This is a genomic window from Providencia vermicola (genome assembly GCF_010748935.1).
Taxonomy (GTDB): domain Bacteria; phylum Pseudomonadota; class Gammaproteobacteria; order Enterobacterales; family Enterobacteriaceae; genus Providencia; species Providencia zhejiangensis.
Genome location: NZ_CP048796.1, coordinates 1967482 through 1989291 on the forward strand (window position 1 = coordinate 1967482; position 21810 = coordinate 1989291).

A 21810-nucleotide genomic window follows, 5' to 3' on the forward strand; every position below is an offset into this window, starting at 1 on the left:
TAGGCGATTAGGCAAGATAGTAAACACATTTTTCAGCAAAAAAATCTCCCCAGCGACTTAGCTGGGGAGGGATGTTCAATTAATAGACTGGGAGTAACCCAAATAAGGAAAGTATGTGTGCTACAGCATTAATGACACCGAATAGAATGACAAACAGAATAATACTGATACCACCAGGAGCCTGATAGCTGTTGTTTGGAAAACGTTTACGACTCGCTTTAGCCATTAATGCAGGTACGATGACAGCCCAAATTGTCGCGGCAAGACCAGCAAAACCAATCGCGTAGATAAAACCATTAGGGAAAACGAGTGCAAAGACAGTTGGTGGCAAAAATGTGATTAGGGCAGATTTAAAGCGACCTTGTTTGCTGTCATTAAATTTAAAGAAGTCAGCAATAAAATCAAATAAACCAAGTGATACACCTAAAAATGAACTTGCCAATGCCATATAGGAAAATAGCGTCAAAAATTGGGAAATGAAATCGCTATTCGTCGATGCATTCATTTGTTTCAATAATGCACCAATGTTATTGCCTTCTTCACGAATTTGAATAAACGCGGAGCGTGGGATGTTACCTTGAACCGCATACTGCCACAGGATATAAATCGCAACAGTAATAATAGCGCCATACACAAGACTACGTACAACAGAACGACTATCTTTATTGTAATACTTAACTAGACCTGGAACATTACCGTGATAACCAAATGACGTTAATAAGTAAGGTAATGCAGCGAGTGCATACGGTAAATAGTGGGCATTACCTTGATCGACTTGGTTGAGTAGAATTGAAGGGGATGCTGTTGTGACCATGCCACCAATAGACATCACAAAGGTGATGACCATACCGCCGATTAAAATCGTGCTTAAACGGTCAACGGCACGTGTCGATAACCAAACAAAGAAAGCGACCAGAAGCGCAAAGAACAACCCAGAAACGGCTTGAGGAACCGCCATGTAACTAGATAAGTTCTCAGAAATAATGGAGCTTCCCGCGGATATATAAGCATAAGTCAAAATATACAGCACGAAAGTAATGGATAGACCATTAAGTGAGTTCCATATCGGTCCTAATAAATCTTTGACCATAGTATGAAAGCTGGCACCAGCAGGGTAATTCATATTGGCTTCTAAAATCATTAACCCTGAAAGCAGCATGCAAACAAAGGTATAGATTAAAAGCACGATAGAGCCTGTAAACCAAACACCAGAGGTCACCATGGGGATTGAAAACATACCAGCGCCAACGGCTGTACCCGCGATAATCATTGCGCCACCTAAGATGGAGGGCTGTTTGATTGTTTTTGTTGTATCAACAGACATGGGAACTCCCGATTAATGTTTCTTTGTACTAGCTTAATGATACAGACGGTGTGTGTTGATGTAAATAATAATTAACGGACAAATGTAAAAAATTAAGAGTAATTATAATGAGTTGGATGATTATTGTACAAATGACGCAATGCCATTTGCACAAAAGGAAGCCTTAAGCGGGATGGTGATAAAATTGTTGGTTCAACCATAGGTCGATAGCATTGCGGCTAGCTTCAAAGTGTGGTTCAGGCAACTCATTAGGCGCAACCCACATTAGGCTTTCACACTTATCAGCCTCCATAATTTGCGGCTCTACGTCACCGTTGTATTCAACATGCATACAAATAGAAACGGTATGTTTGCCTTCCTGTTGATAGGTATTCACATTATTACTAATACCAAAAACAGTTGGGGTAGTAATATCAATACCAATTTCCTCTTTTATTTCACGAATAGCACATGCCTCGAATGATTCACCCGCATCGACGTGCCCACCGAAAATAGACCAGTACGGTGCGTGTTGGCTGCTGCGTTTCCCCATTAAAATTTGGCCTTGTTGATTCGTGATAATGACTCCCACACCAACGACAACACCATCAACAATAGACATGAGTTCTCCTTATATTCTTTATTTTAAGCCGGCTAATATTGCCAGTTTAGTCTAGAAAAACAATCAGGAAAAACTACAAATATCACTGAAGCCATTGTGTTTTAATGGTATAACTATGGTTAGCATGTATACGACAATAACGATAAGGGAGATTCGAGGTTATGACTCGCCGGGTTGCTACAATTACATTAAATCCTGCTTATGATCTTGTTGGGCTGTGCCCATCAATCGAAGTCGGTGAAGTCAACTTAGTGAAAACAGCTAGCCTCAATGCAGGAGGCAAAGGGGTTAACGTCGCAAAAGTTTTACGAGACCTTGGAATCGATATCACCGTAAGTGGTTTTATGGGAAAAGATAACCAAGAAGAGTTCCAACATTTTTTCAGTGATAACGGAATGGCAAACCGTTTTCATATGGTGCCAGGTAGGACAAGAATTAACGTTAAATTGACGGAAAATAACGGTGAATCGACCGATTTTAATTTTTCTGGTTTTGATGTTAGTAAAGAAGACTGGAATCGTTTCTCAACGGAATCACTCAATTGGTTAGGCCATTTTGATATGGTGGTGGTCAGTGGAAGCTTACCGAATGGTATTGAAGCTGAGGAATTCACTCGCTGGATGAGCCGACTGCGTCAATTGTGCCCGTGTATTATTTTTGATAGCAGCCGTGAAGCATTAAAAGCGGGTTTGAAAGCATCGCCATGGTTAGTGAAACCCAATCGCCATGAATTGGAAATGTGGGTTGGGCGCAAGTTACCCGATCTGAAAGATGTCATTGAAGCGGCACATGAACTTCGCGATAAAGGCATCTCTCATGTGGTGATATCGTTAGGTGAAGAAGGCGCGTTATGGGTCAATGCCTCAGGCTCTTGGTTGGCTAAGCCACCACATTGTGAAGTTGTCAGTACCGTTGGTGCTGGTGACTCGATGGTAGCGGGTCTAGCGTATGGATTGTTAAATGGTGAGTCGAGCGCACACACACTCCGTATGGCAACGGCAATTTCAGCACTATCGGTCTCACAACCGGATGTTGGCTTAAAAAATCGTAATAAACTTGCGGATATGATGGCAAAAATTGAAATGGAGTCTTTGTAAATAACCCCATTACAAGATGCATAATTTCAAGGCGGTTAAGGAAATTTACCGCCTTGATTCTATTGATTAGTTTTGCTGTGACTTCAACCACGCAATCTCTTGAGGCCAAATATCAGGATTAATGGTTTCCAAAATCAGAGGAATGCCATCAAAACGTGGGTCTTTCATAATATAACTAAAAGGGGTATAGCCAATGTTGCCTTCACCTAAACTGTGGTGGCGATCGACTCGGCTGGCAAATTCACTTTTTGCATCATTGAGATGCATGCCTTTAAGGTATTGAAACCCGACAATGTCTGAAAACTGTTGAAAGGTGTCTTCGCAAGCGTCTTCCGTACGTAAGTCGTAACCAGCGGCAAAGGCATGGCAAGTGTCAATACAAACGCCAACGCGGCTTTTATCATCCACATCTTCAATAATTTTTGCTAAATGCTCAAAACGATAACCTAAGTTTGAGCCTTGGCCCGCGGTGTTTTCAATAACAGCGATAACACCTTGCGTTTCATTTAATGCGATGTTGATGGATTCCGCAATACGTGCCAAACAATCATCAACTTCAATTTTTTTGAGATGGCTACCTGGGTGAAAATTGAGTAAATCAATGCCCAACTGCTCACAGCGTTGCATTTCATCAATAAAGGCAGCGCGTGATTTTTCTAAGGCTTCGACTTCTGGATGACCTAGATTAATTAAGTAACTGTCATGAGGTAAGATTTGATGCTTACCATAGCCATATTTGGTGCAGTTAGCTTTAAACTTTTCAATGATTTCTTCGGTCAGTGGAGGGGCTTTCCACTGGCGCTGATTCTTTGTGAATAACGCAAATGCCGTGGCGTTAATTTCATGGGCGCGAATGACGGCTTGATCAACACCTCCGGAGGCGCTGACATGTGCTCCAATATATTTCATTATTGACTCCTTTTTTAAGGAAGTATGCCATTAATAGGGGAATAAATGAAATGAACAAACAAGGCCGCATAAATAGCGGCCTTTAGAGAAGAGATGGGAAGGTAATTAAAGTATCATTTGGATAATCGCGTTGATGATGACGCCACCAACAATCAACCATGCAAATAGGATCAGCGCCATTAATAAAGGTTTAATACCTGCTTGACGTATTGCGCTAACGTGTGTGGTGAGGCCGAGTGCTACCATTGCCATTGCTAATAATACAGTATCTAAAGTAATAATGTGTTTCACGATGACTGTAGGTAATAAATCAAAGGAATTAAATGCAGCCACTAAGATAAAAATCACCGCAAACCAAGGAATAGTAATTTTGCTTTTTTGTGTATTTTCACTGTTAGTGACGATTGAACGACGGCTTAAATAGGCGGATAAAAGAATTAAGAAAGGCGCTAACATCATGACACGAATCATTTTTGTAATGACGGAAGCATTTTCAGCATCAGGACCGATAGTATGGCCGATAGCAACCACTTGAGCGACTTCATGGACTGTTGAGCCTACATAAATGCCAAAAGTATCTTGTGTTTGGGTAAACCAACCGAAATGTGCGTTAAGCTGATAAAGCCATGGGTATACAAAAATCGCAATAGTACCGAAAATGACCACGGTAGACACTGCAACGGCAACTTTACTCGCAGAAGCCTTTACGACAGGCTCTGTCGCCATTACCGCCGCAGCCCCGCAGATACTACTCCCCGCACCGATTAAAAAGGTCGTTTCATCATCGAGCCCAAAGACTTTTTTACCTAACCAGAAAGCCAAGAGGAAAGTGGAGGTAAGCGTTAAAGCATCAATGAGTAGCCCTGTGGCACCCACATCGGTGATTTGTTGAAAAGTTAAGCGAAAGCCATACAGTATGATACCGGCTCGTAAAAAATAGTGTTTGGCAAACTTTATACCGTTATCACAACGCGCACTCATCACAGGGTAAACGGTGTTACCCACAATAATACCTAAGAGGATTGCGAGAGTTAGCGCCCCTAAACCCACATCAATAAACCATTGCTGTTCACCAAGAAACATCGAAAGAGCGGTTAAGATCCCCGCTAAAATAACACCTGGAATTAGCTTGAGAGCGGGATGACTTGTGCTCTGTACTAATGTTTTTGTATTGCTTTTATCCATAACTTTACCTTCTGTTACTACTGATACCCATTAACAAAAGCTGCTAATTATGGGTATAGATAATTTTGGAATAAGCATATAACAAAACTTTTAATAATTTAAATTGATTGTTTGTATATAATCAATCTAAAAAACAGGTTATAAGTTTCTTCTGGTAAGTTGGTAATAAATCATTAATATTAACAATATTATTACAAACTCAAGTGAACAATGTGGGAGCTACCTGTATGCGAATAACACTTAGGCAACTCGAAGTATTTACGGAAGTACTGAAAAGTGGCTCCACCACGCAGGCATCTCAGTTACTCGCTTTGTCACAATCAGCAGTGAGTGCTTCTTTAACTGATCTGGAAGGGCAACTCGGAGTGCAACTTTTTGATCGTGTTGGTAAACGTCTTGTAACGAATGAGCATGGGCGGTTATTGTATCCAAAAGCGCTAGCATTACTTGAACAAGCCCTTGAAGTTGAGCAACTCTTTAAAAAAGAGATGGGGGCTGTGCGCCTTGCCGCCAGTACCACTATCGGCAACTATATGCTACCGCCTTTGTTGGCAGAGTATCGTCATGAGCACCCCACCATCCCACTCGAGCTGAACATTAGTAACACGGAAGAAGTTATCAAATCGGTAATGGAATTTCGTGCCGATGTCGGGTTAATTGAAGGGGTATGCCATAGCCCAGAATTAATCACAGAGCCATGGCTAAAAGATGAGCTAGTTATCTTTGCTGCACCAAATAACGCTTTAGCTGGCAAACCGTTAACATTAAAAGAGTTGCGTGATGCCCCTTGGGTATTGCGTGAACGGGGTTCTGGAACGCGTGATGTCCTTGACCAGCTTTTGTTTGCTCATCTCCCTGGTTTTCATATTTTCATGGAACTCGGAAATTCCGAAGCGATTAAGCATGCTGTACGTTTTGGTATGGGAATTAGCTGTTTATCAAGGCGTGTTATCGATGAACAACTGGCAAATGGTTCTTTAGTTGAGCTACAAGTTGCCGATCTGCAATTGCAACGTACACTGTATTTGATTTATCACCGTCAGAAGCATTTATCGAACGCGATAAAAAATCTATTGGCATATTGCAAATAACATATTGAATATTATATGAAAATATAGGGTTTATATCAGTGTTATGCCTAATGCGATGACTATTTGAACAAAGATTACCTTCATTCAGTATAAGTGTTTTACTAATAATTCTGTGTGGATTATGAAGGTATCTTATAACAGCTAAGAGTTACTTAGTTCTGACAGGATGTTTTGCTAGAATTCTCTTAATATTGATTAAATAAAGAAATACAGGGAACAGATGTCAGAACAACATACCACTACGGTACAAAGTAGCGGACCTCAAAAATTACGCCGCGAGTTAAAAGCCCGCCACCTAGCAATGATCGCTATCGGTGGTTCGATTGGTACAGGCCTTTTCGTTGCATCTGGTGCGACCGTCGCACAAGCTGGCCCCGGCGGGGCACTTCTTTCTTATGCGATTATTGGTTTAATGGTCTATTTCTTGATGACCAGTTTAGGAGAACTTGCGGCTTATATGCCAGTCTCAGGCTCTTTTGCAACCTATGGCGCTAAGTATGTCGATGAAGGATTTGGTTTCGCATTAGGCTGGAACTATTGGTATAACTGGGCTGTCACCATTGCTGTTGACTTGGTTGCTGCGCAACTTGTGATGACCTATTGGTTCCCAGACACCCCAGGTTGGATTTGGAGTGCGATCTTCTTAACCATTATCTTCTTGCTGAACTATATCTCAGTAAAAGGATTCGGTGAGGCAGAATATTGGTTCTCTTTAATTAAAGTTACCACGGTTATTATTTTCATTGTTGTTGGTGTGCTGATGATTTTTGGCATCATGAGCGGCGCTGAAAATGCAGGGTGGCACAATTGGGAAATTGGTGACGCTCCTTTTGCGGGGGGATTCTCTGCGATGATTGGTGTTGCAATGATCGTCGGCTTCTCGTTCCAAGGAACGGAATTGATCGGTATTGCAGCAGGTGAGTCACAAGATCCCGCGAAAAATATCCCTAAAGCGGTGCGTAAAGTTTTCTGGCGTATCCTTCTATTCTATATCTTTGCGATTTTAATCATTAGTTTGATTATCCCTTATACTGATCCAAACTTACTGCGTAATGATGTTAAAGATATTAGTGTCAGCCCGTTCACATTGGTCTTTGAGAATGCAGGGTTACTATCGGCAGCAGCGGTAATGAACGCCGTTATTTTGACTGCGGTATTATCGGCGGGTAACTCAGGGATGTATGCATCGACGCGTATGCTGTATACCTTAGCGCGTGAAGGAAAAGCGCCACGTATTTTTGCTCGCCTTTCAAAAGGCGGCGTGCCACGTTATGCCCTAGTTGCGACAACGGTGATTGCTGGTTTGTGTTTCTTAAGTTCCATGTTTGGTAACCAAACCGTCTATTTGTGGTTGTTGAATACTTCCGGTATGACAGGATTTATTGCTTGGTTGGGGATCGCGATTAGCCATTATCGTTTCCGTAAAGGTTATATTGCGCAAGGTAAAGATCTCAAGGATTTGCCTTACCGTTCAGGCTTCTTCCCAATTGGACCTATTTTTGCTTTCGTACTTTGCTTAATCATTACGTTAGGGCAAAACTATCAAGCATTTTTAGAAGATAAGATTGATTGGGTAGGGGTGACCGCGACGTATATCGGTATTCCATTATTCTTAGCAATTTGGTTTGGTTATAAGATTGTCAAGAAAACCTCATTCATTCGCTATAAAGACATGGATTTCCCAAGCTATCGCGAAAATTTGAATAAATAATTAAGATTGCGTTGGCAGCCAAAGAAAGAGCTAACCTAGTTATAGGTTGGCTCTTTTTTTATGAGCTTGAGAAGCGATATCAAATGGTCATTTTTTGAGGTGTAAGAAAACGCGCGTTCTTATGACTGACTTACGACGCGTCGTGAAATGAGTAACAAGCCATCGTCGTTTGGATAGCACAAGGAAGAGGTGTTTAGCCTAATGGCACTGAAAGTAGGGTTGCCCAATTGTCACTAAGTGCTTGGGTGATAGAGTCAATATTTGGTCCTTTTTATTCTTATTTAATAAATGAAAATATTAATTTTCAATTAATTAACAAAAAGTTCGTGTAAGATCACACTTCAATACCAATATGGAATTAAATTGGCAATCGTATTGATAAGTATTCTTATTTGCTTTATTGTTATGGCACAAAAAATGGGGATAAAGAGGTACGTTGTGAAGTTGATGATGAAATCGTTAGGGAAGGGAATGGGGTTAGCTTTATTTGCAAGCTCAATGTTGAGTGTTAGCTTCCATTCTCTGTCAGCAACAGTGACAGATGTTGCTGGGCGGACTGTTGAAGTTCCTGACAATGTGAATCGCATCTTACTTGGTGAAGGCCGTTTATTGAGTGCGATAGCCTTACTTGAAGGTGACAAACCCCTTGATAGAATCGTTGGTTGGCAAGGTGACTTACGTAAACTTGACCCACAAACTTACGCGACCTATAAAGCAAAATTTCCTCAAATCGATAATATCCCCCTGATTGGCAATACAAGTGCAGACAGCGTCAGTGCTGAAAAAGTCTTAACACTTAACCCTGACATTGCCATTTTTGGTCTATCTGGTCATGGTCCCGGTAAAAATAGTGAATTGGTGAACCAGCTTGAAAAAGCGGGGGTGCCTGTTGTTTTTGTCGATTTTAGGGATAACCCATTACAAAATACCTTGCCAAGTATCCGCATGCTTGGGAAAGCATTAAATCGCGAGCAAACAGCAGAGAAATTCGCTGATTTTTATGAAAAAAATCAAAAGTTAGTGACTGATATCACCAGTAAGATCCCTGAAGATAAAAAACCAACGGTATTTATTGATCTACGAGCAGGTGCTTTTGAAGACTGTTGTGGAACCGCAGGCAACGGAAATATGGGCAATTTTATTGATCTAGCGGGTGGTAAGAATATTGCTAAAGAGGTGTTACCGGGGGCTTTGGGTAACATGAATCTTGAAAAAATTATTGCGGTAGACCCTCAAATCTATATTGCAACAGGTGCTAAAGCACCGAGAAGTCAGGATGTTGGCGTGCAGTTAGGTGCACAAGGCACCATCGAAGAAGCGAAAGCAAGCCTGAAAAAAATTACTGAGCGCAAGGGGATTAGCTCATTATCTGCCGTGAAAGACGGTAAAGATTATGCGATTTGGCATAACTACTATAACTCACCCTATAACGTGCTAGCGACTCAGGTGTTTGCGAAATGGTTTTATCCAGAACAGTTCGCTGAACTTGATCCACAAAAAACGTTAAATGAATTGCATCGTCAATTCCTTGCCGTTGAGCCGTCAGGCGTTTATTGGGTCAGTGAGAAGTAAAATTTTGTAGGTAATTATAATAATGAGTCTTACTACCGAGACAATGTCAACTGTTAAGCAGTCAGTTCAAGAAAGTGATAATGGTGTAAAACAACATTATCAACACATGTTACGACGTCGAATTGCATGGATAGCCGTTATCATCGCTGCAATTTTATTGTCACTGGTTATTGATTTTACCTTAGGTCCATCAGGTTTATCCTTAGAAAAACTTTGGCAGACGCTTATCTCTCCGGAATCTGTTGAAGCAGGTACAAGAGTGATTGTGTGGGATATTCGCCTGCCATATGCTCTGATGGCTGTGGTTATTGGTATGTCACTTGGCCTTGCTGGGGCTGAAATGCAAACCATCTTGAATAACCCATTAGCCAGTCCATTTACACTGGGGGTGTCAAATGCTGCGGCATTTGGTGCGGCATTAGCTATTGTTTCAGGTATTGCTATCCCTGGTGTACCTGATCAATGGGTCATTTCTGCCAACGCGTTTATTTTTGCGTTGTTGGCTGCATTGATGCTGGATGCCGTGACCCGCTGGACGCGTGTTGCAACGTCAGGTGTTGTGTTATTTGGTATTGCACTGGTATTCACGTTTAACGCACTCGTATCCATGATGCAGTTCATTGCGACAGAAGATACGCTGCAAGGCCTAGTGTTTTGGACAATGGGAAGTTTATCCAAAGCGACATGGGTAAAACTGGGTGTAATGGCATTAGTCTTCGCATTGATTTTCCCTATAGCGATGATGAGTTCGTGGAAACTGACAGCGTTAAGACTCGGGGAAGATCGCGCAATCAGCTTTGGTATTGATGTACGTCGTTTACGTTTAACCACGTTACTTCGTATCAGTATTCTGTCTGCTTTAGCCGTGGCATTTGTTGGACCGATTGCCTTTATCGGTTTGGTCGCTCCACATATTGCAAGACTCATGTTTGGTGAAGACCATCGTTTCTATTTACCGGCAAGTGCATTGATCGGTGCATTAGTTTTATCAATGGCGTCTATTGCATCTAAAAATATTATACCGGGTGTCATTATTCCAGTTGGAATTGTCACGTCATTGGTTGGTGTTCCGTTCTTCCTTAGTATTATTTTGCGTCATAGAGGTAACGTGTCATGACAGATGGCCTGATTATTGATCAATTTAATGCAGGTTATCCGAAAAATCCTGTGATTGAAGGGTTGAGCACACATGCTTTACCTAGAGGCAAAATAACGGTGCTGTTAGGGCCGAATGGCAGCGGTAAATCAACCTTATTACGTTCGTTGGCCGGATTAAATAAATCAACGGGACAGTTATTGTTAGATGGGGTGGATTTAACAAAACAGAATTTTGCTCAGCGAGCTCAAAATGTGGTGTATTTACCACAAAGCCTGCCTGCTGGAGTACATCTTTATGTTTTAGAGTCAGTGATTGTTGCTCAAAGAGCGTCAGGCGGACTCAGTAATGAAAATAGTAAAGATGAAGTGATGCGTTTATTACGCCAATTAGGTATTGAACATTTAGCATTAAGTTATTTAGACCAATTATCTGGTGGGCAAAAACAATTAGTGGGTTTGGCACAATCATTAATTCGTCAGCCTAATTTATTGTTATTAGATGAGCCATTAAGTGCATTAGATTTAAATTATCAATATCATGTAATGGATTTAGTCGCGAAAGAAACAAAACGACGTAATATTATTACGGTGGTAGTGGTGCATGATATTAATATAGCCTTAAGACACGCTGAGCATGTTTTAATGCTAAAAAAAGGTAAGTTAATTGCTCAAGGAGAACCTGAGGACGTCATTACGCCAAGCAGCTTAGCCGATGTCTATGGCGTGCGTGGTCGTATAGAGCGTTGTTCGCAAGGTGTGCCACAAGTCCTTATTGATGGGTTAGTTGAGAAATTAGCGAGTTAATTTTATAAGTCTTAAAGATGTCTATTAAATATTATCAATAGGCATCTTATAGACAAGTAAGATGATATTTTGGAATAGTCATTAATTATAGAAAATTTATGAAAAACAGTAATAACCGTAAATTTTCTATAGGTAATTGATATTATCTAATAATCAAAAAAATAATAACAGTAAGTATAAGGTTATATACCTGAATATTGAGCTGATGTCATATCAATAAATTCAAATCAAAATTATCTCTTGGAGAGTTGGGAATGGTAGTTTTTAATAAAAGAAAAATTGCAATGAGTATTATCGCAGCAATTACAGCAGCACCTGCATTTGCGGATGATAGCAAGGATACCATCATGGTGACCACCGCATCTGGTTTCCAACAGAAAATCGAAGATGCGCCTGCATCGATTTCAGTGGTGACTCGTGAGCAACTTGAAAATAAAGCTTACCGTGATGTCACGGATGCACTGAAAGATGTTCCAGGTGTTCTTGTAACTGGTGGTGGTAGTAGCTCCGATATTAGTATCCGTGGTATGGATGCTAAGTATACGATGATTTTGATTGACGGTAAGCGTGTTGATACGCGTACAACTCGACCAAATAGTGATGGGTCTGGTATTGAGCAAGGTTGGTTGCCACCACTGCCTGCTATTGAACGTATCGAAGTTGTTCGTGGTCCTATGTCTTCTCTTTATGGTTCAGATGCGATGGGCGGGGTCATTAACATTATCACTCGCCGTGTGCAGCAAGAGTGGACGACAAGTTTACGTGCAGATACGACAATTACTGAACGTAGAGATTCAGGAAATACAGGACAAGGCAGTTTCTATACTTCTGGTCCACTGATTGATGGATTATTAGGCGTGAAACTTAACGGCCAATATTCACATCGTGGTGAAGATAAAATTATTGATGGTTTCGGTCGTCAAATCATCGCAAGTGGCGGTGGAACACTTTCATTAACACCAGATGAAAAGAATACCTTTGATTTGGATTTCAAAAAAGATAGTCAGCATAGGGATTATCGTGAAGGCTATACGTATAAAGAAGGTGACAGTAGCAGCTTTAGTAAATATGAGATGACCCATACAGCATTAACTCATACAGGGGTTTATGACCTAGCTAACACTGATACTTATATTCAATACGATGAAACTAAAAACCCAACTCGTAAGATGAAATTTGATGATCTCGTCATACGTAATCAAAGTGTATTCTTAATTGGTGATCACAGCTTAAGTTTAGGCGGTCAATACCGTAAAGAAAAATTAGAAGCAGGTGATAATAAATTTGCACTAAACAAACTTGACCGCTATAGCTGGGCACTGTTTGCAGAAGATGAATGGTTAATGACTAATGACTTTGCATTAACTGGTGGGATCCGTATGGATAAAGATGAAAACTATGGTTCTCATTGGACTCCTCGTCTTTACGGTGTTTGGCATGCAGATGACCAATGGACCATCAAAGGTGGTGTGTCTACTGGTTATAAAGCACCTGACTTACGCCAATCTTCCGCAGAATGGGGACAATCAACGGGTGGACGCGCAGGTAACGCGGTTATTTACGGTAACCCGAATTTGAAACCGGAGAAAAGTGTTACAGAAGAGATCGGGGTTATTTGGAATAACCAAGACAATATTACCGCCGGAATCACGATCTATAATACAGATTTCAAAGATAAAATTACAGAAGTGAGACGTTGTGATAATAGCAATCCGAATATCAGAGACTGTACATTAGATGATGGTATTGGTGATAATGGTAAACCGTATCGTTTTGTTAGCGATCGTGCAAACGTGGATAAGGCAAGAATGCGTGGTGTTGAATTAACATTCAACTGGGGAATTCTGGATAATTTAGCCTTTGCTGCAAACTATACTTACACTGATACAGAGCAAAAAAGTGGTGTCAATAAAGGTAAGCCGTTAAACAAACAACCTAAACATATGGGGAATGCGACGTTAACATGGGATACCACAGAAGAGTTGCAAACGTGGACTCGTATGAATTTCCGCGGTAAAACGTCTGATTACCAAGGCCGTGGTGAAAGCATGAATAACGGTACAGCATCCTATGCACTGTTTGATTTAGGCGCAAGCTATAAGTTGAATAAGAATGCAAACATTGTTGGTGGTGTTTATAACATTCTTGACCGTCGTATTGATTCGACAAACTATGGTGCTGAATTAGAAGGTCGTCGTTACAATATTGGTATTAACTATAACTTCTAATCGATACAGTAATTGACTGATTGAGGCCTTCTTATCTTGATTAAGAAGGCCTTATTGTTTTTAGGATAAATACACATAAAAAATGCCTTTTAATCGCTAATTTTTATAGAAAAAACTAAGTTATTAGCGCATGCAGCAAAATCTGGGAATTTATCAAAAATTCTCATTAAATATTGGCCGTTTTTTTTACAATAGCTATTGCTATTTCAGCAAGTGAAGTGCAAAATGCGCGAACTAAAAAAATGACTGATACCTTAATTCTGGTATCGGTTTTTTTTTGCTTGTTAAGTTCGAACTATTTCGCGGGGCCGGATAATAGGCCGGATAGATAAATTTATATTTTTACGTGTAGCAAAGAAAATATGCTACCGATTTGAGGAATGCTTGCATGGCTTACTTTTTCGCATTCGCAGCAGGGCCTGGTGGCCGTGGTTGCCGCATTGATGACTACGGAGCAGTTGGTTGCTTCGCAACTTCACCATTCAACCTTTCATCGTTCTTTTCTGCCTATAGGCAGATGCAAAGTCTTCCCAGTAACTGTCGATTAAGTAGGTCAAATAATACTCAATCGAAAGTTATGGGAGGGCTTTATCATGCCAAATAATTCAACGCCATTATCCATCGGTAGCAACCAAACAGGTGCCAACAACCGTGTTGAACTAGCAAAAACACTCACCTTATTACAAGTGGTGATGATTGGTCTTGCTTATATTCAGCCAATGACGATTTTCGATACATTTGGCATGGTATCGGATAAAACCGGTGGTCACGTCCCGACTTCCTATATTATTGCACTTGCTGCGATACTATTTACTGCGCTGAGCTACGGTAAACTGGTCAAACGTTTTCCATCTGCTGGCTCAGCGTATACTTATGCTCAAAAATCAATGAGCCCACATATTGGCTTTCTGGTAGGATGGACCTCGTTGCTGTCTTACATCTTTATGCCAATGATCAACATATTATTAGCGAAGATTTATTTACAAGACATCTTCCCAACCGTTGAACCTGCTATTTTTGTTGTGGGATTAGTCATTTTAATGACAGCGGCTAACTTACGTGGCATCAACGTTATTGCAAACCTAAGTACCGTGATCGCAATTATTCAAGTAGGGGTAATGGTTGTCTTTACCTTTATCGTTATTCATGGTGTATCTAACGGTGAAGGGACGGGAGAGGTGTGGACCTTCCGTCCATTTGCTGATGAGCATACCGAACTTATCCCTTTGATTGCAGGAGCAACGATACTCTGTTTCTCATTCTTAGGTTTTGATGGATTAAGTTCGCTATCAGAAGAAACGCCAAATGCAGGTAAAGTGATCCCGCGCGCTATTTTCTTAACCGCATTAATCGGTGGGATTATATTCATTACAGTATCATTTTTCTTGCAGCAGTTTTTCCCTGATGTTTCACGCTTTAAGAATATTAATGAAACTCAGCCTGATATTATGAGATTTGTTGCTGGTGCATTTTTCCAGTCAATCATTTTGGTTTTCTCATGTGTTACAGTATTGGCTTCAGGAATGGCAGCTCATGCAGGTAGTGCTCGCTTGATGTACGTTATGGGGCGTGATGGTGTATTCCCTGAGAAAATTTTTGGTCACGTAAGTCCAAAATGGCGTACACCTTCTTATAACGTCCTGATGGTAGGGGTGCTAGCACTCGGCGCTATCTGGTTTGAGATGGATTTCGCCACGGCATTGATTAACTTTGGTGCATTGATTGCCTTTACCTTTGTGAATATCTCCGTGATCAGCCAGTTCTTTATTCGTGAACGCCGTATCAATGGAATTAAAAACATTCTAAATTATTTGATATTACCTGTTATTGGTACACTAACGGTATGTGTACTCTGGTTAAATATCGAAGAAGATTCAATGGTATATGGCTTAATTTGGACCGCGGTAGGCCTAGTTTATATGGCTATCTTGACGCGTATGTTCCGTCGACCAATGCCTCAAATGAGTGATTATTAATTGAGTCAATAGAATAAAAAACAGCGCTTTTAAGCGCTGTTTTTTTTATGTATAAATCAATGCACTTATCTGTCTTTCCCGCAAATTTATTCAACAACTAATCGTAAAACTGCATTAATATCCCAAACTAAAACTTTTCATAATGTGGTATGGTGAGTAGATCACTATAACATGACAAGCTATTCACAATTTATTGATAATCATCCTGACAAGAAGGCGTAGAAATGAATGCAGTAAACAGCCCTGAAAATCAACGATTATTGCTTACATTGAAAAATATTGTAGGTAAAAAAAATATCCTGACTGAACCGCACAAAACGGAACGTTATCGTAAAGGTTTTCGCTCGGGTTTCGGTGATGCTATTGCAGTCGTCTTTCCGACAACCTTATTAGAACAATGGTATGTCTTCAAAGCCTGTGTTGAAGCTGACAAAATTGTCATTATGCAAGCAGCTAATACAGGCTTGACCGAAGGTTCAACCCCCAGCGGTTACGATTATGACCGTGATATTGTCATTATCAGCACACTAAAATTAAATCAGATTCAAGTATTACCTGAGTTTAACCAAGTCGTTGCTATGCCTGGAAGTACGTTATATGACCTTGAGAAATTATTAAAACCATTAGGTCGTGAGCCACATTCACTGATTGGGTCATCCTGTATTGGTGCTTCTGTTGTTGGAGGGATTTGTAATAGCTCCGGAGGTTCATTAGTACGTCGGGGGCCAGCCTATACCGAGTTAGCGCTGTATGCCCGTGTCAACGAGGAAGGTAATGTTGAATTAATTAATCATCTAGGTATTCATTTAGGTGAGACACCAGAAGAAATATTAACGAATTTGCAAAATCGACGTTACCGCACAGAAGATATCGAACTGAGTGAAAAACTGGCTTCAGATCACGAATATGCAGAACGAGTGCGTGATGTTGATGCGGATACACCATCACGATTTAATGCGGATGAACGACGTTTATTTGAAGCGTCGGGTTGTGCCGGTAAATTAGCTGTTTTTGCTGTGCGTCTTGATACTTTCCCCGCGGATACCTCAACACAGGTATTTTATATTGGCTCCAATAACCCAGACGTACTTGAAGATATTCGACGCCATATTTTGAGTGAATTTAAAAACTTGCCTGTTGCGGGTGAATATATGCACCGTGGCTGCTTTGATATTGCCGAAGTTTACGGTAAAGATACTTTCTTGATGATAGATAAGTTTGGTACAGATAAAATGCCGCTCTTTTTTACCATCAAAGGGCGCATTGATGCGGTCTTGAATAAAGTGCCATTGTTACCATCCAATCTGGTAGACCGTACAATGCAAGCGCTAAGCAAGCTATGGCCATCTCATTTACCACCTCGTATGAAACAATTCCGCGATAAATATGAGCACCATTTAATGCTGAAAATGGCAGGCGACGGGATTGAAGAAGCGAAGGTGTGGTTAAAATCATTCTTTGCAACGGCGGATGGCGATTATTTCGAATGTACGGCAGAAGAAGGAGCAAAAGCGTTTTTACATCGTTTTGCTGCGGCTGGCTCTGCTGTGCGTTACCATGCGGTTCATAATAAAGACGTAGAAGATGTATTACCATTGGATATTGCTTTACGTCGAAATGATCGTGATTGGTTTGAAAAATTACCACCAGAAATTGAGAAATTGTTAGTGCATAAACTGTACTGTGGTCACTTTATGTGCCATGTCATGCACCAAGATTATGTATTGAAAAAAGGGGTTGACCCTAAAGAGTTAAAAGAAAAAATGTTGGCCTTGTTAGATGAGCGCGGGGCGCAATATCCAGCTGAGCATAATGTCGGTCATTTATATAAAGCTCAGCCTCAGCTGAAATCATTTTATAAACAAGCGGATCCGACTAATACCATGAATCCTGGTTTAGGTAAGACCACGAAACGCAAACATTGGGAAGGGGATTGTGGCTGCCCACATGACCACTAACTGAGCGTTATTGATTAGTTGGGCAGGTAACCTGCCCAACTATTATTAGCTTGCTAAATCAGCGGCGTAATTGACGAGCGCTTTTAATTGCTTACAGCGTTCAACATCCTCTTGGTGTTCTACCATCAATAATTCAATGGATTGCATGTATTCCATTAACCGGCTTTCGGTAAAGTACTCCCTGCGGTGCTGCAACCAGCGTTGTTGCTCTTCATATGAGAGAATGCTTGGATAATTACGTGCTTTATAGCGAAAGAATAACGCTTTCATCCGTGGATCTTCAAAGGTTAGATCAAGGGCTGGTAGGTTTTGTGGCGATGTTTTTCGAATGATTTCCATGGTAGCGCGGTCAGCACTACTAAAGAAACCACTATAAAGCTTAGCATCGACATCGTCAGGTTCATCGAATGGTTGAGCTTGAGCAAAAATTTCAATGACCTTATTACGGATGTCAGGATGTTTGCGTAAGATTTCTAAGTTACGGAAACAGATGTCACGATCAATGCCTGTTCGCTCGGCATCTTCGTTACGCAACGTTTTAGCGGGAGCAAGTATTGGGCACTTATTGATATGCACTAGCTTTATCGGCACGGGTAATGCATCACCTAATTCACTTTTTGGCGTATACAAGCGTTCACGAAGCTGATCGACAGTTAAATTGATGAGGGGTGAAATATCAGCGGATAAATCACACATAATAACCGCATTACGATTATCAGGGTGCCATGCTAGCGGTGCGACAAGGCTAACATAAGAACGTAATGCGCCAAACATACCGGAAACATGCACTAATGGCGTCATTTCGACAATATCAATTAATTGGCTAACTTTGTTTTTATTTCTCAATTGATAGAAATAATCAAACATTCTCGGTTGCGCTGCTTTGAGTCGCTTAGCCATATTGATTGTTGCTAGAACGTCAGACATAGCATCATGAGCATTTTCATGGGCAACACCATTAGCTTTAGTAAGGTGTTCAAGACGCATACTCGGCAGTCCATCCTCATTTTCAGGCCAATTAATGCCTTCTGGACGAAGTGCGAAGCAAGCACGCAATGTATCCAATAAATCCCAGCGTGAGTTATTTTGTTGCCAGCTATAGGCGTAAGGGTCGTAAAAATTACGATAAAAAATATGACGAGTGACTTCATCGTCAAAACGAATATTGTTGTAGCCCATGATACAGGTGTTTGGCTGGCTAAATTGATGATGAATACGTTTCGCAAATTCAGCTTCATTAACCCCTTGGGCTAATGCTATTTGCGGAGTAATACCTGTGATCATCACGGCTTCAGGTTGGGGGAGATAATCATCTGATGGGGCGCAATAGAAGACTTCTGGCTCATCAATGATGTTGAAATCGAGATCTGTTCTTACACCCGCAAATTGTGCTGGGCGATCAAGTGCAGGGTGCTTGCCAAAGGTTTCATAGTCATGAATAAAAAATGTAGGCTGTTTTTTAGTATCTTGCAACGTGATTCTCCGTTAGCCTTATTGCTATTTTAGCGATGAAAATAATTTGTGATGGCTATCTACAGAAAATATACGCTAAAAGCGGTATGTCACAATACTGCTCAGAAGGAACACTGTAACTTCACACTACACAAATATTTTATGGCCTATCATACCTGATACGTGACAAAACCTGAACCTAAGCTATCGTCGGCTCTGCAAATCAGAGAATGTTAATCACTGTATTAACTTTTAATTTATATCTCAGTTATCGACGCTTTATTTTTATTTATCTTTTTGATTTCAAATGCAATTAATAATAAAAATTTGTTTTTGGAAATTTAAAAAGTCGGTAAATCAGCGTAAAAATATGCGTAAATGCGGTTTTTTTGATCTATTATTTTTAAGGTCATAGACAAAAAAGGAACGTATGATGAATACATATGATGAAAGAACGCGCTTAATTTTAGCTGAAATAGGTCGAGTCACATTGGGGCTGCTGGCTAGCGATGGAGTGACTAAACAGGGTATCGTAGATAAATTGAAAAATGATGCAAAAGAAGAAGATAACCCGGCTCGCAAAAGTATCCTTGATGATGCCGTCAACTACCTTAATAGCCAAATCTAGATAACACGAGCCCTCAAATGAGGGCTAGGGATAGTATCGCCTGCGTTTTCCTTGATATTCTCTAACATATCGGAACCATAATAAAAGCAATGCCACCGTTAGGTGTAAATCATTCAGCTAGTTTTAGTGATCTATTTCACAAAACATAATTGTTAACGTTAACATTTGTGCTTAACATCACAATATAACGGTGAATCAGTAGTCTATTAAGAATGTTAACCTTAACATTTTAGTTAATTAAGGGAACGTGTAGGCAAAATTTTAATGAATAGTGAATCGAAAAAATATTATGCTTCATTGAGTGCGCTGCTGTTTTTTTTCTTCTTTACTTGGTCATCCACATTTTCTGTTGTTGCTATTTGGCTTCGAAAATATGTGGGTTTAGAAGGCACGGATACAGGAATAATTTTTTCTTGTATTTCAATAGTTGCACTTTGTGCCCAACCTCTTTATGGCTTCTTACAAGATAAACTCGGCTTACGCAAAAATTTACTGCTATTCATTGCCGTATTATTAATATCATCTGGACCATTTTTTATGGTATTTGGTCAATTACTACAATGGAATGTGGTCGTTGGCAGTTTGATTGGTGGGTTATTTATTGGTATGACTTTTCATGCGGGGATTGGCGTACTCGAGTCTTATACTGAGCGTATCAGCCGACTACGCGATTTTGAGTATGGCAAAGCAAGGATGTGGGGGTCATTAGGATGGGCTGTTGCCACATTTTTTGCTGGGCGCAATATTAATATCGATCCTAACTATAATTTTATTATGGCCATGGTTTCCGGTGGATGTTTCTTCGTTATTCTTTTAAGGCTAAAAACCGCAAAAGCCAATGCGTTTAACGATTTAGAACATGGTAAGCCTTCAAATATTACCATCAACGATGCCTTGCAATTATTTGTCCTTCCACGGTTTTGGGCGCTAATTCTATTTGTGCTGGGTACTTGTATTTATAGTGTTTATGATCAGCAATTTATGGTTTATTTTGCGCATCAGTTCCAAGACGAAAAAACCGGTAATGAAATGTATGGCTACCTGAATTCATTACAGGTTTTCTTAGAGGCTGGGGGAATGTTTCTTGCGCCATATATTGTTAATCGTATAGGTGCTAAAAATGGTTTGTTGTTTGCGAGTAGTGTCATGGCGTTAAGAATCATTGGTTCCGGACTCGTTGAAGGCCCGCTTATGATTTCTATTATGAAACTCCTACATGCTGTTGAGTTACCGATATTATTGATCGCCATTTTTAAATATAACAGCCGCCATTTTGATAAACGTCTATCTTCTACCCTGTATTTAGTTGGATTTAGTTGTATCACCTCAATTGTTGCCAGTATTCTGTCGCCGTTAGCCGGGTGGGGCTATGATAAAATTGGTTTTGCGGAGACTTACTTAATCATGGGTGGCTTTGTGGTAATGACAACCATATTGTCTGTCTTCTGTTTACGTAGCGACAAAATGGAGCCTGTTGAGCAAACTGTCAATTTACAAGAAAACCATTCGGAAACATTAACGCAAAAGGTTTAACTGAAACAATTCAGCCTATTGATAGCATTCATTGAGTAAAAATGCCATTTTCTCTGTTTTTATATCAATGAATATGTGAAATAGGGTTGTCACATAAGGCTGTTAGAAGGTATTGTGTTATATCTATCGTAGTTTTAGTTGTATGTTAGCTAGCAATATCCAGTGGGTTGGAATAGCGAATATGCTCGATGTTCATCGAATAGCCTTATGTGTTGCTGACATATCACTCGAATTATTTAGGGTATAGAAATAAATGCGTTTTGTTTTTCTAACAGAGGGTTTTTAAACATGGACAACGCTAGCAAGCCGTCTTTCCAAAATGTGTTGGAATTTGTGCGTATGTATCGTCGTAAAAATAAAATTCGCCGTGAAATTACGGATAATGAAAAGAAAATTCGTGATAACCAAAAACGTGTTTTATTGCTTGATAACCTGAGTGACTATATTAAGCCAGGTATGACGATTGAGGAAATTCAAGCCATTATTGCGAATATGCGCAGTGACTACGATGACCGCGTTGACGACTATATTATTAAAAACGCAGAGCTTTCTAAAGAACGCCGTGAGATCTCGAATAAACTCAAAGAGATGGGCGAGCTGAATAAAAAAGACGTCAAATAATACCGTATGAGAGCCGAGTTTA

The 21810-nt window shown here is 40.3% G+C and carries 18 protein-coding genes; 13 read left to right on the top strand and 5 right to left on the bottom strand.

The window, feature by feature from the left end; genetic code table 11:
- Positions 1–79: 79 nt before the first annotated feature.
- Positions 80–1324, bottom strand: coding sequence for a tryptophan permease (gene mtr, locus G3341_RS08790; protein ID WP_154624868.1), 1245 nt, complete (start codon positions 1322–1324; stop codon positions 80–82).
- Positions 1325–1487: 163 nt separating this feature from the next.
- A complete protein-coding gene (locus tag G3341_RS08795; RefSeq protein WP_163861334.1) occupies positions 1488–1925 on the bottom strand; it encodes a nucleotide triphosphate diphosphatase NUDT15 in 438 nt (145 codons plus the stop codon).
- 161 nt (positions 1926–2086) lie between these two features.
- Here G3341_RS08795 and fruK point away from each other — a divergent pair, with 161 nt between their 5' ends.
- A complete protein-coding gene (fruK, locus tag G3341_RS08800) occupies positions 2087–3022 on the top strand; it encodes a 1-phosphofructokinase (protein WP_154624866.1) in 936 nt (311 codons plus the stop codon).
- A gap of 66 nt (positions 3023–3088) precedes the next feature.
- Here fruK and nfo read toward each other — a convergent pair whose 3' ends face one another.
- Positions 3089–3931 carry a deoxyribonuclease IV gene (gene nfo / locus G3341_RS08805; RefSeq protein WP_154624865.1) on the bottom strand — a complete coding sequence of 281 codons (843 nt, stop codon included), beginning with the start codon at positions 3929–3931 and terminating at the stop codon, positions 3089–3091.
- Between the two features lie 105 nt (positions 3932–4036).
- Complete coding sequence (locus G3341_RS08810; protein WP_163861337.1) at positions 4037–5116, bottom strand: YeiH family protein; 1080 nt, start codon at positions 5114–5116, stop codon at positions 4037–4039.
- Between the two features lie 227 nt (positions 5117–5343).
- Between G3341_RS08810 and yieE the strand changes: the two genes are divergently transcribed.
- From yieE to dld, 9 genes are all read left to right on the top strand, one after another.
- Positions 5344–6207, top strand: coding sequence for a DNA-binding transcriptional regulator YeiE (gene yieE / locus G3341_RS08815; protein WP_163861340.1), 864 nt, complete (start codon positions 5344–5346; stop codon positions 6205–6207).
- A gap of 220 nt (positions 6208–6427) precedes the next feature.
- On the top strand, positions 6428–7918 hold the full coding sequence (locus tag G3341_RS08820) for an amino acid permease (protein WP_154624241.1): 1491 nt from the start codon (positions 6428–6430) through the stop codon (positions 7916–7918).
- A 471-nt stretch (positions 7919–8389) separates the two neighbouring features.
- Entirely contained in the window at positions 8390–9490 is a 1101-nt protein-coding gene (locus G3341_RS08825) for an ABC transporter substrate-binding protein (protein WP_244316512.1), read from the top strand.
- Between the two features lie 22 nt (positions 9491–9512).
- Positions 9513–10607, top strand: coding sequence for a FecCD family ABC transporter permease (locus G3341_RS08830; protein ID WP_154621898.1), 1095 nt, complete (start codon positions 9513–9515; stop codon positions 10605–10607).
- Positions 10604–11392 carry an ABC transporter ATP-binding protein gene (locus tag G3341_RS08835; RefSeq protein ID WP_154621899.1) on the top strand — a complete coding sequence of 263 codons (789 nt, stop codon included), beginning with the start codon at positions 10604–10606 and terminating at the stop codon, positions 11390–11392. The genes G3341_RS08830 and G3341_RS08835 overlap by 4 nt, the downstream gene beginning before the upstream one ends.
- Before the next feature lie 254 nt (positions 11393–11646).
- Complete coding sequence (locus G3341_RS08840; protein ID WP_163861347.1) at positions 11647–13620, top strand: ligand-gated channel protein; 1974 nt, start codon at positions 11647–11649, stop codon at positions 13618–13620.
- 388 nt (positions 13621–14008) lie between these two features.
- Positions 14009–14224 (top strand): hypothetical protein, encoded by a 216-nt coding sequence (locus G3341_RS08845; protein ID WP_154624460.1) that lies wholly within the window; start codon positions 14009–14011, stop codon positions 14222–14224.
- A complete protein-coding gene (locus tag G3341_RS08850; protein WP_154624459.1) occupies positions 14214–15596 on the top strand; it encodes an APC family permease in 1383 nt (460 codons plus the stop codon). The genes G3341_RS08845 and G3341_RS08850 overlap by 11 nt, the downstream gene beginning before the upstream one ends.
- 224 nt (positions 15597–15820) lie before the next feature.
- Complete coding sequence (dld, locus tag G3341_RS08855; RefSeq protein ID WP_154624458.1) at positions 15821–17554, top strand: D-lactate dehydrogenase; 1734 nt, start codon at positions 15821–15823, stop codon at positions 17552–17554.
- A 45-nt stretch (positions 17555–17599) separates the two neighbouring features.
- Here the strand turns inward: dld and sbcB are convergent, their stop codons facing one another.
- Complete coding sequence (gene sbcB, locus G3341_RS08860; protein WP_154624457.1) at positions 17600–19027, bottom strand: exodeoxyribonuclease I; 1428 nt, start codon at positions 19025–19027, stop codon at positions 17600–17602.
- Between the two features lie 409 nt (positions 19028–19436).
- Here sbcB and G3341_RS08865 point away from each other — a divergent pair, with 409 nt between their 5' ends.
- The 3 genes from G3341_RS08865 to tmaR all read left to right on the top strand — a co-directional run bounded on the left by G3341_RS08865 (position 19437) and on the right by tmaR (position 21788).
- Positions 19437–19634: a hypothetical protein gene (locus tag G3341_RS08865; RefSeq protein ID WP_230085896.1), complete on the top strand. Its 198-nt coding sequence runs from the start codon at positions 19437–19439 to the stop codon at positions 19632–19634.
- A 264-nt stretch (positions 19635–19898) separates the two neighbouring features.
- A complete protein-coding gene (locus G3341_RS08870; protein ID WP_154624456.1) occupies positions 19899–21167 on the top strand; it encodes an MFS transporter in 1269 nt (422 codons plus the stop codon).
- Between the two features lie 288 nt (positions 21168–21455).
- Positions 21456–21788, top strand: a complete 333-nt coding sequence (gene tmaR, locus G3341_RS08875; protein ID WP_154624455.1) for a PTS system regulator TmaR — start codon at positions 21456–21458, stop codon at positions 21786–21788.
- Positions 21789–21810: the final 22 nt, after the last annotated feature.

Excerpts from the sequence above, each read along its gene's own strand:
- G3341_RS08830 (WP_154621898.1), top strand. The coding sequence starts at position 9,513 with ATGAGTCTTACTACCGAGACAATGTCAACTGTTAAGCAGTCAGTTCAA.
- G3341_RS08835 (WP_154621899.1), top strand. The coding sequence starts at position 10,604 with ATGACAGATGGCCTGATTATTGATCAATTTAATGCAGGTTATCCGAAA.
- mtr (WP_154624868.1), bottom strand. The coding sequence starts at position 1,324 with ATGTCTGTTGATACAACAAAAACAATCAAACAGCCCTCCATCTTAGGT.
- G3341_RS08795 (WP_163861334.1), bottom strand. The coding sequence starts at position 1,925 with ATGTCTATTGTTGATGGTGTTGTCGTTGGTGTGGGAGTCATTATCACG.
- G3341_RS08850 (WP_154624459.1), top strand. The coding sequence starts at position 14,214 with ATGCCAAATAATTCAACGCCATTATCCATCGGTAGCAACCAAACAGGT.
- G3341_RS08845 (WP_154624460.1), top strand. The coding sequence starts at position 14,009 with ATGGCTTACTTTTTCGCATTCGCAGCAGGGCCTGGTGGCCGTGGTTGC.
- G3341_RS08810 (WP_163861337.1), bottom strand. The coding sequence starts at position 5,116 with ATGGATAAAAGCAATACAAAAACATTAGTACAGAGCACAAGTCATCCC.
- yieE (WP_163861340.1), top strand. The coding sequence starts at position 5,344 with ATGCGAATAACACTTAGGCAACTCGAAGTATTTACGGAAGTACTGAAA.
- G3341_RS08825 (WP_244316512.1), top strand. The coding sequence starts at position 8,390 with ATGGGGTTAGCTTTATTTGCAAGCTCAATGTTGAGTGTTAGCTTCCAT.
- tmaR (WP_154624455.1), top strand. The coding sequence starts at position 21,456 with ATGGACAACGCTAGCAAGCCGTCTTTCCAAAATGTGTTGGAATTTGTG.
- fruK (WP_154624866.1), top strand. The coding sequence starts at position 2,087 with ATGACTCGCCGGGTTGCTACAATTACATTAAATCCTGCTTATGATCTT.
- G3341_RS08865 (WP_230085896.1), top strand. The coding sequence starts at position 19,437 with ATGATGAATACATATGATGAAAGAACGCGCTTAATTTTAGCTGAAATA.
- G3341_RS08870 (WP_154624456.1), top strand. The coding sequence starts at position 19,899 with ATGAATAGTGAATCGAAAAAATATTATGCTTCATTGAGTGCGCTGCTG.
- nfo (WP_154624865.1), bottom strand. The coding sequence starts at position 3,931 with ATGAAATATATTGGAGCACATGTCAGCGCCTCCGGAGGTGTTGATCAA.
- dld (WP_154624458.1), top strand. The coding sequence starts at position 15,821 with ATGAATGCAGTAAACAGCCCTGAAAATCAACGATTATTGCTTACATTG.
- G3341_RS08840 (WP_163861347.1), top strand. The coding sequence starts at position 11,647 with ATGGTAGTTTTTAATAAAAGAAAAATTGCAATGAGTATTATCGCAGCA.
- G3341_RS08820 (WP_154624241.1), top strand. The coding sequence starts at position 6,428 with ATGTCAGAACAACATACCACTACGGTACAAAGTAGCGGACCTCAAAAA.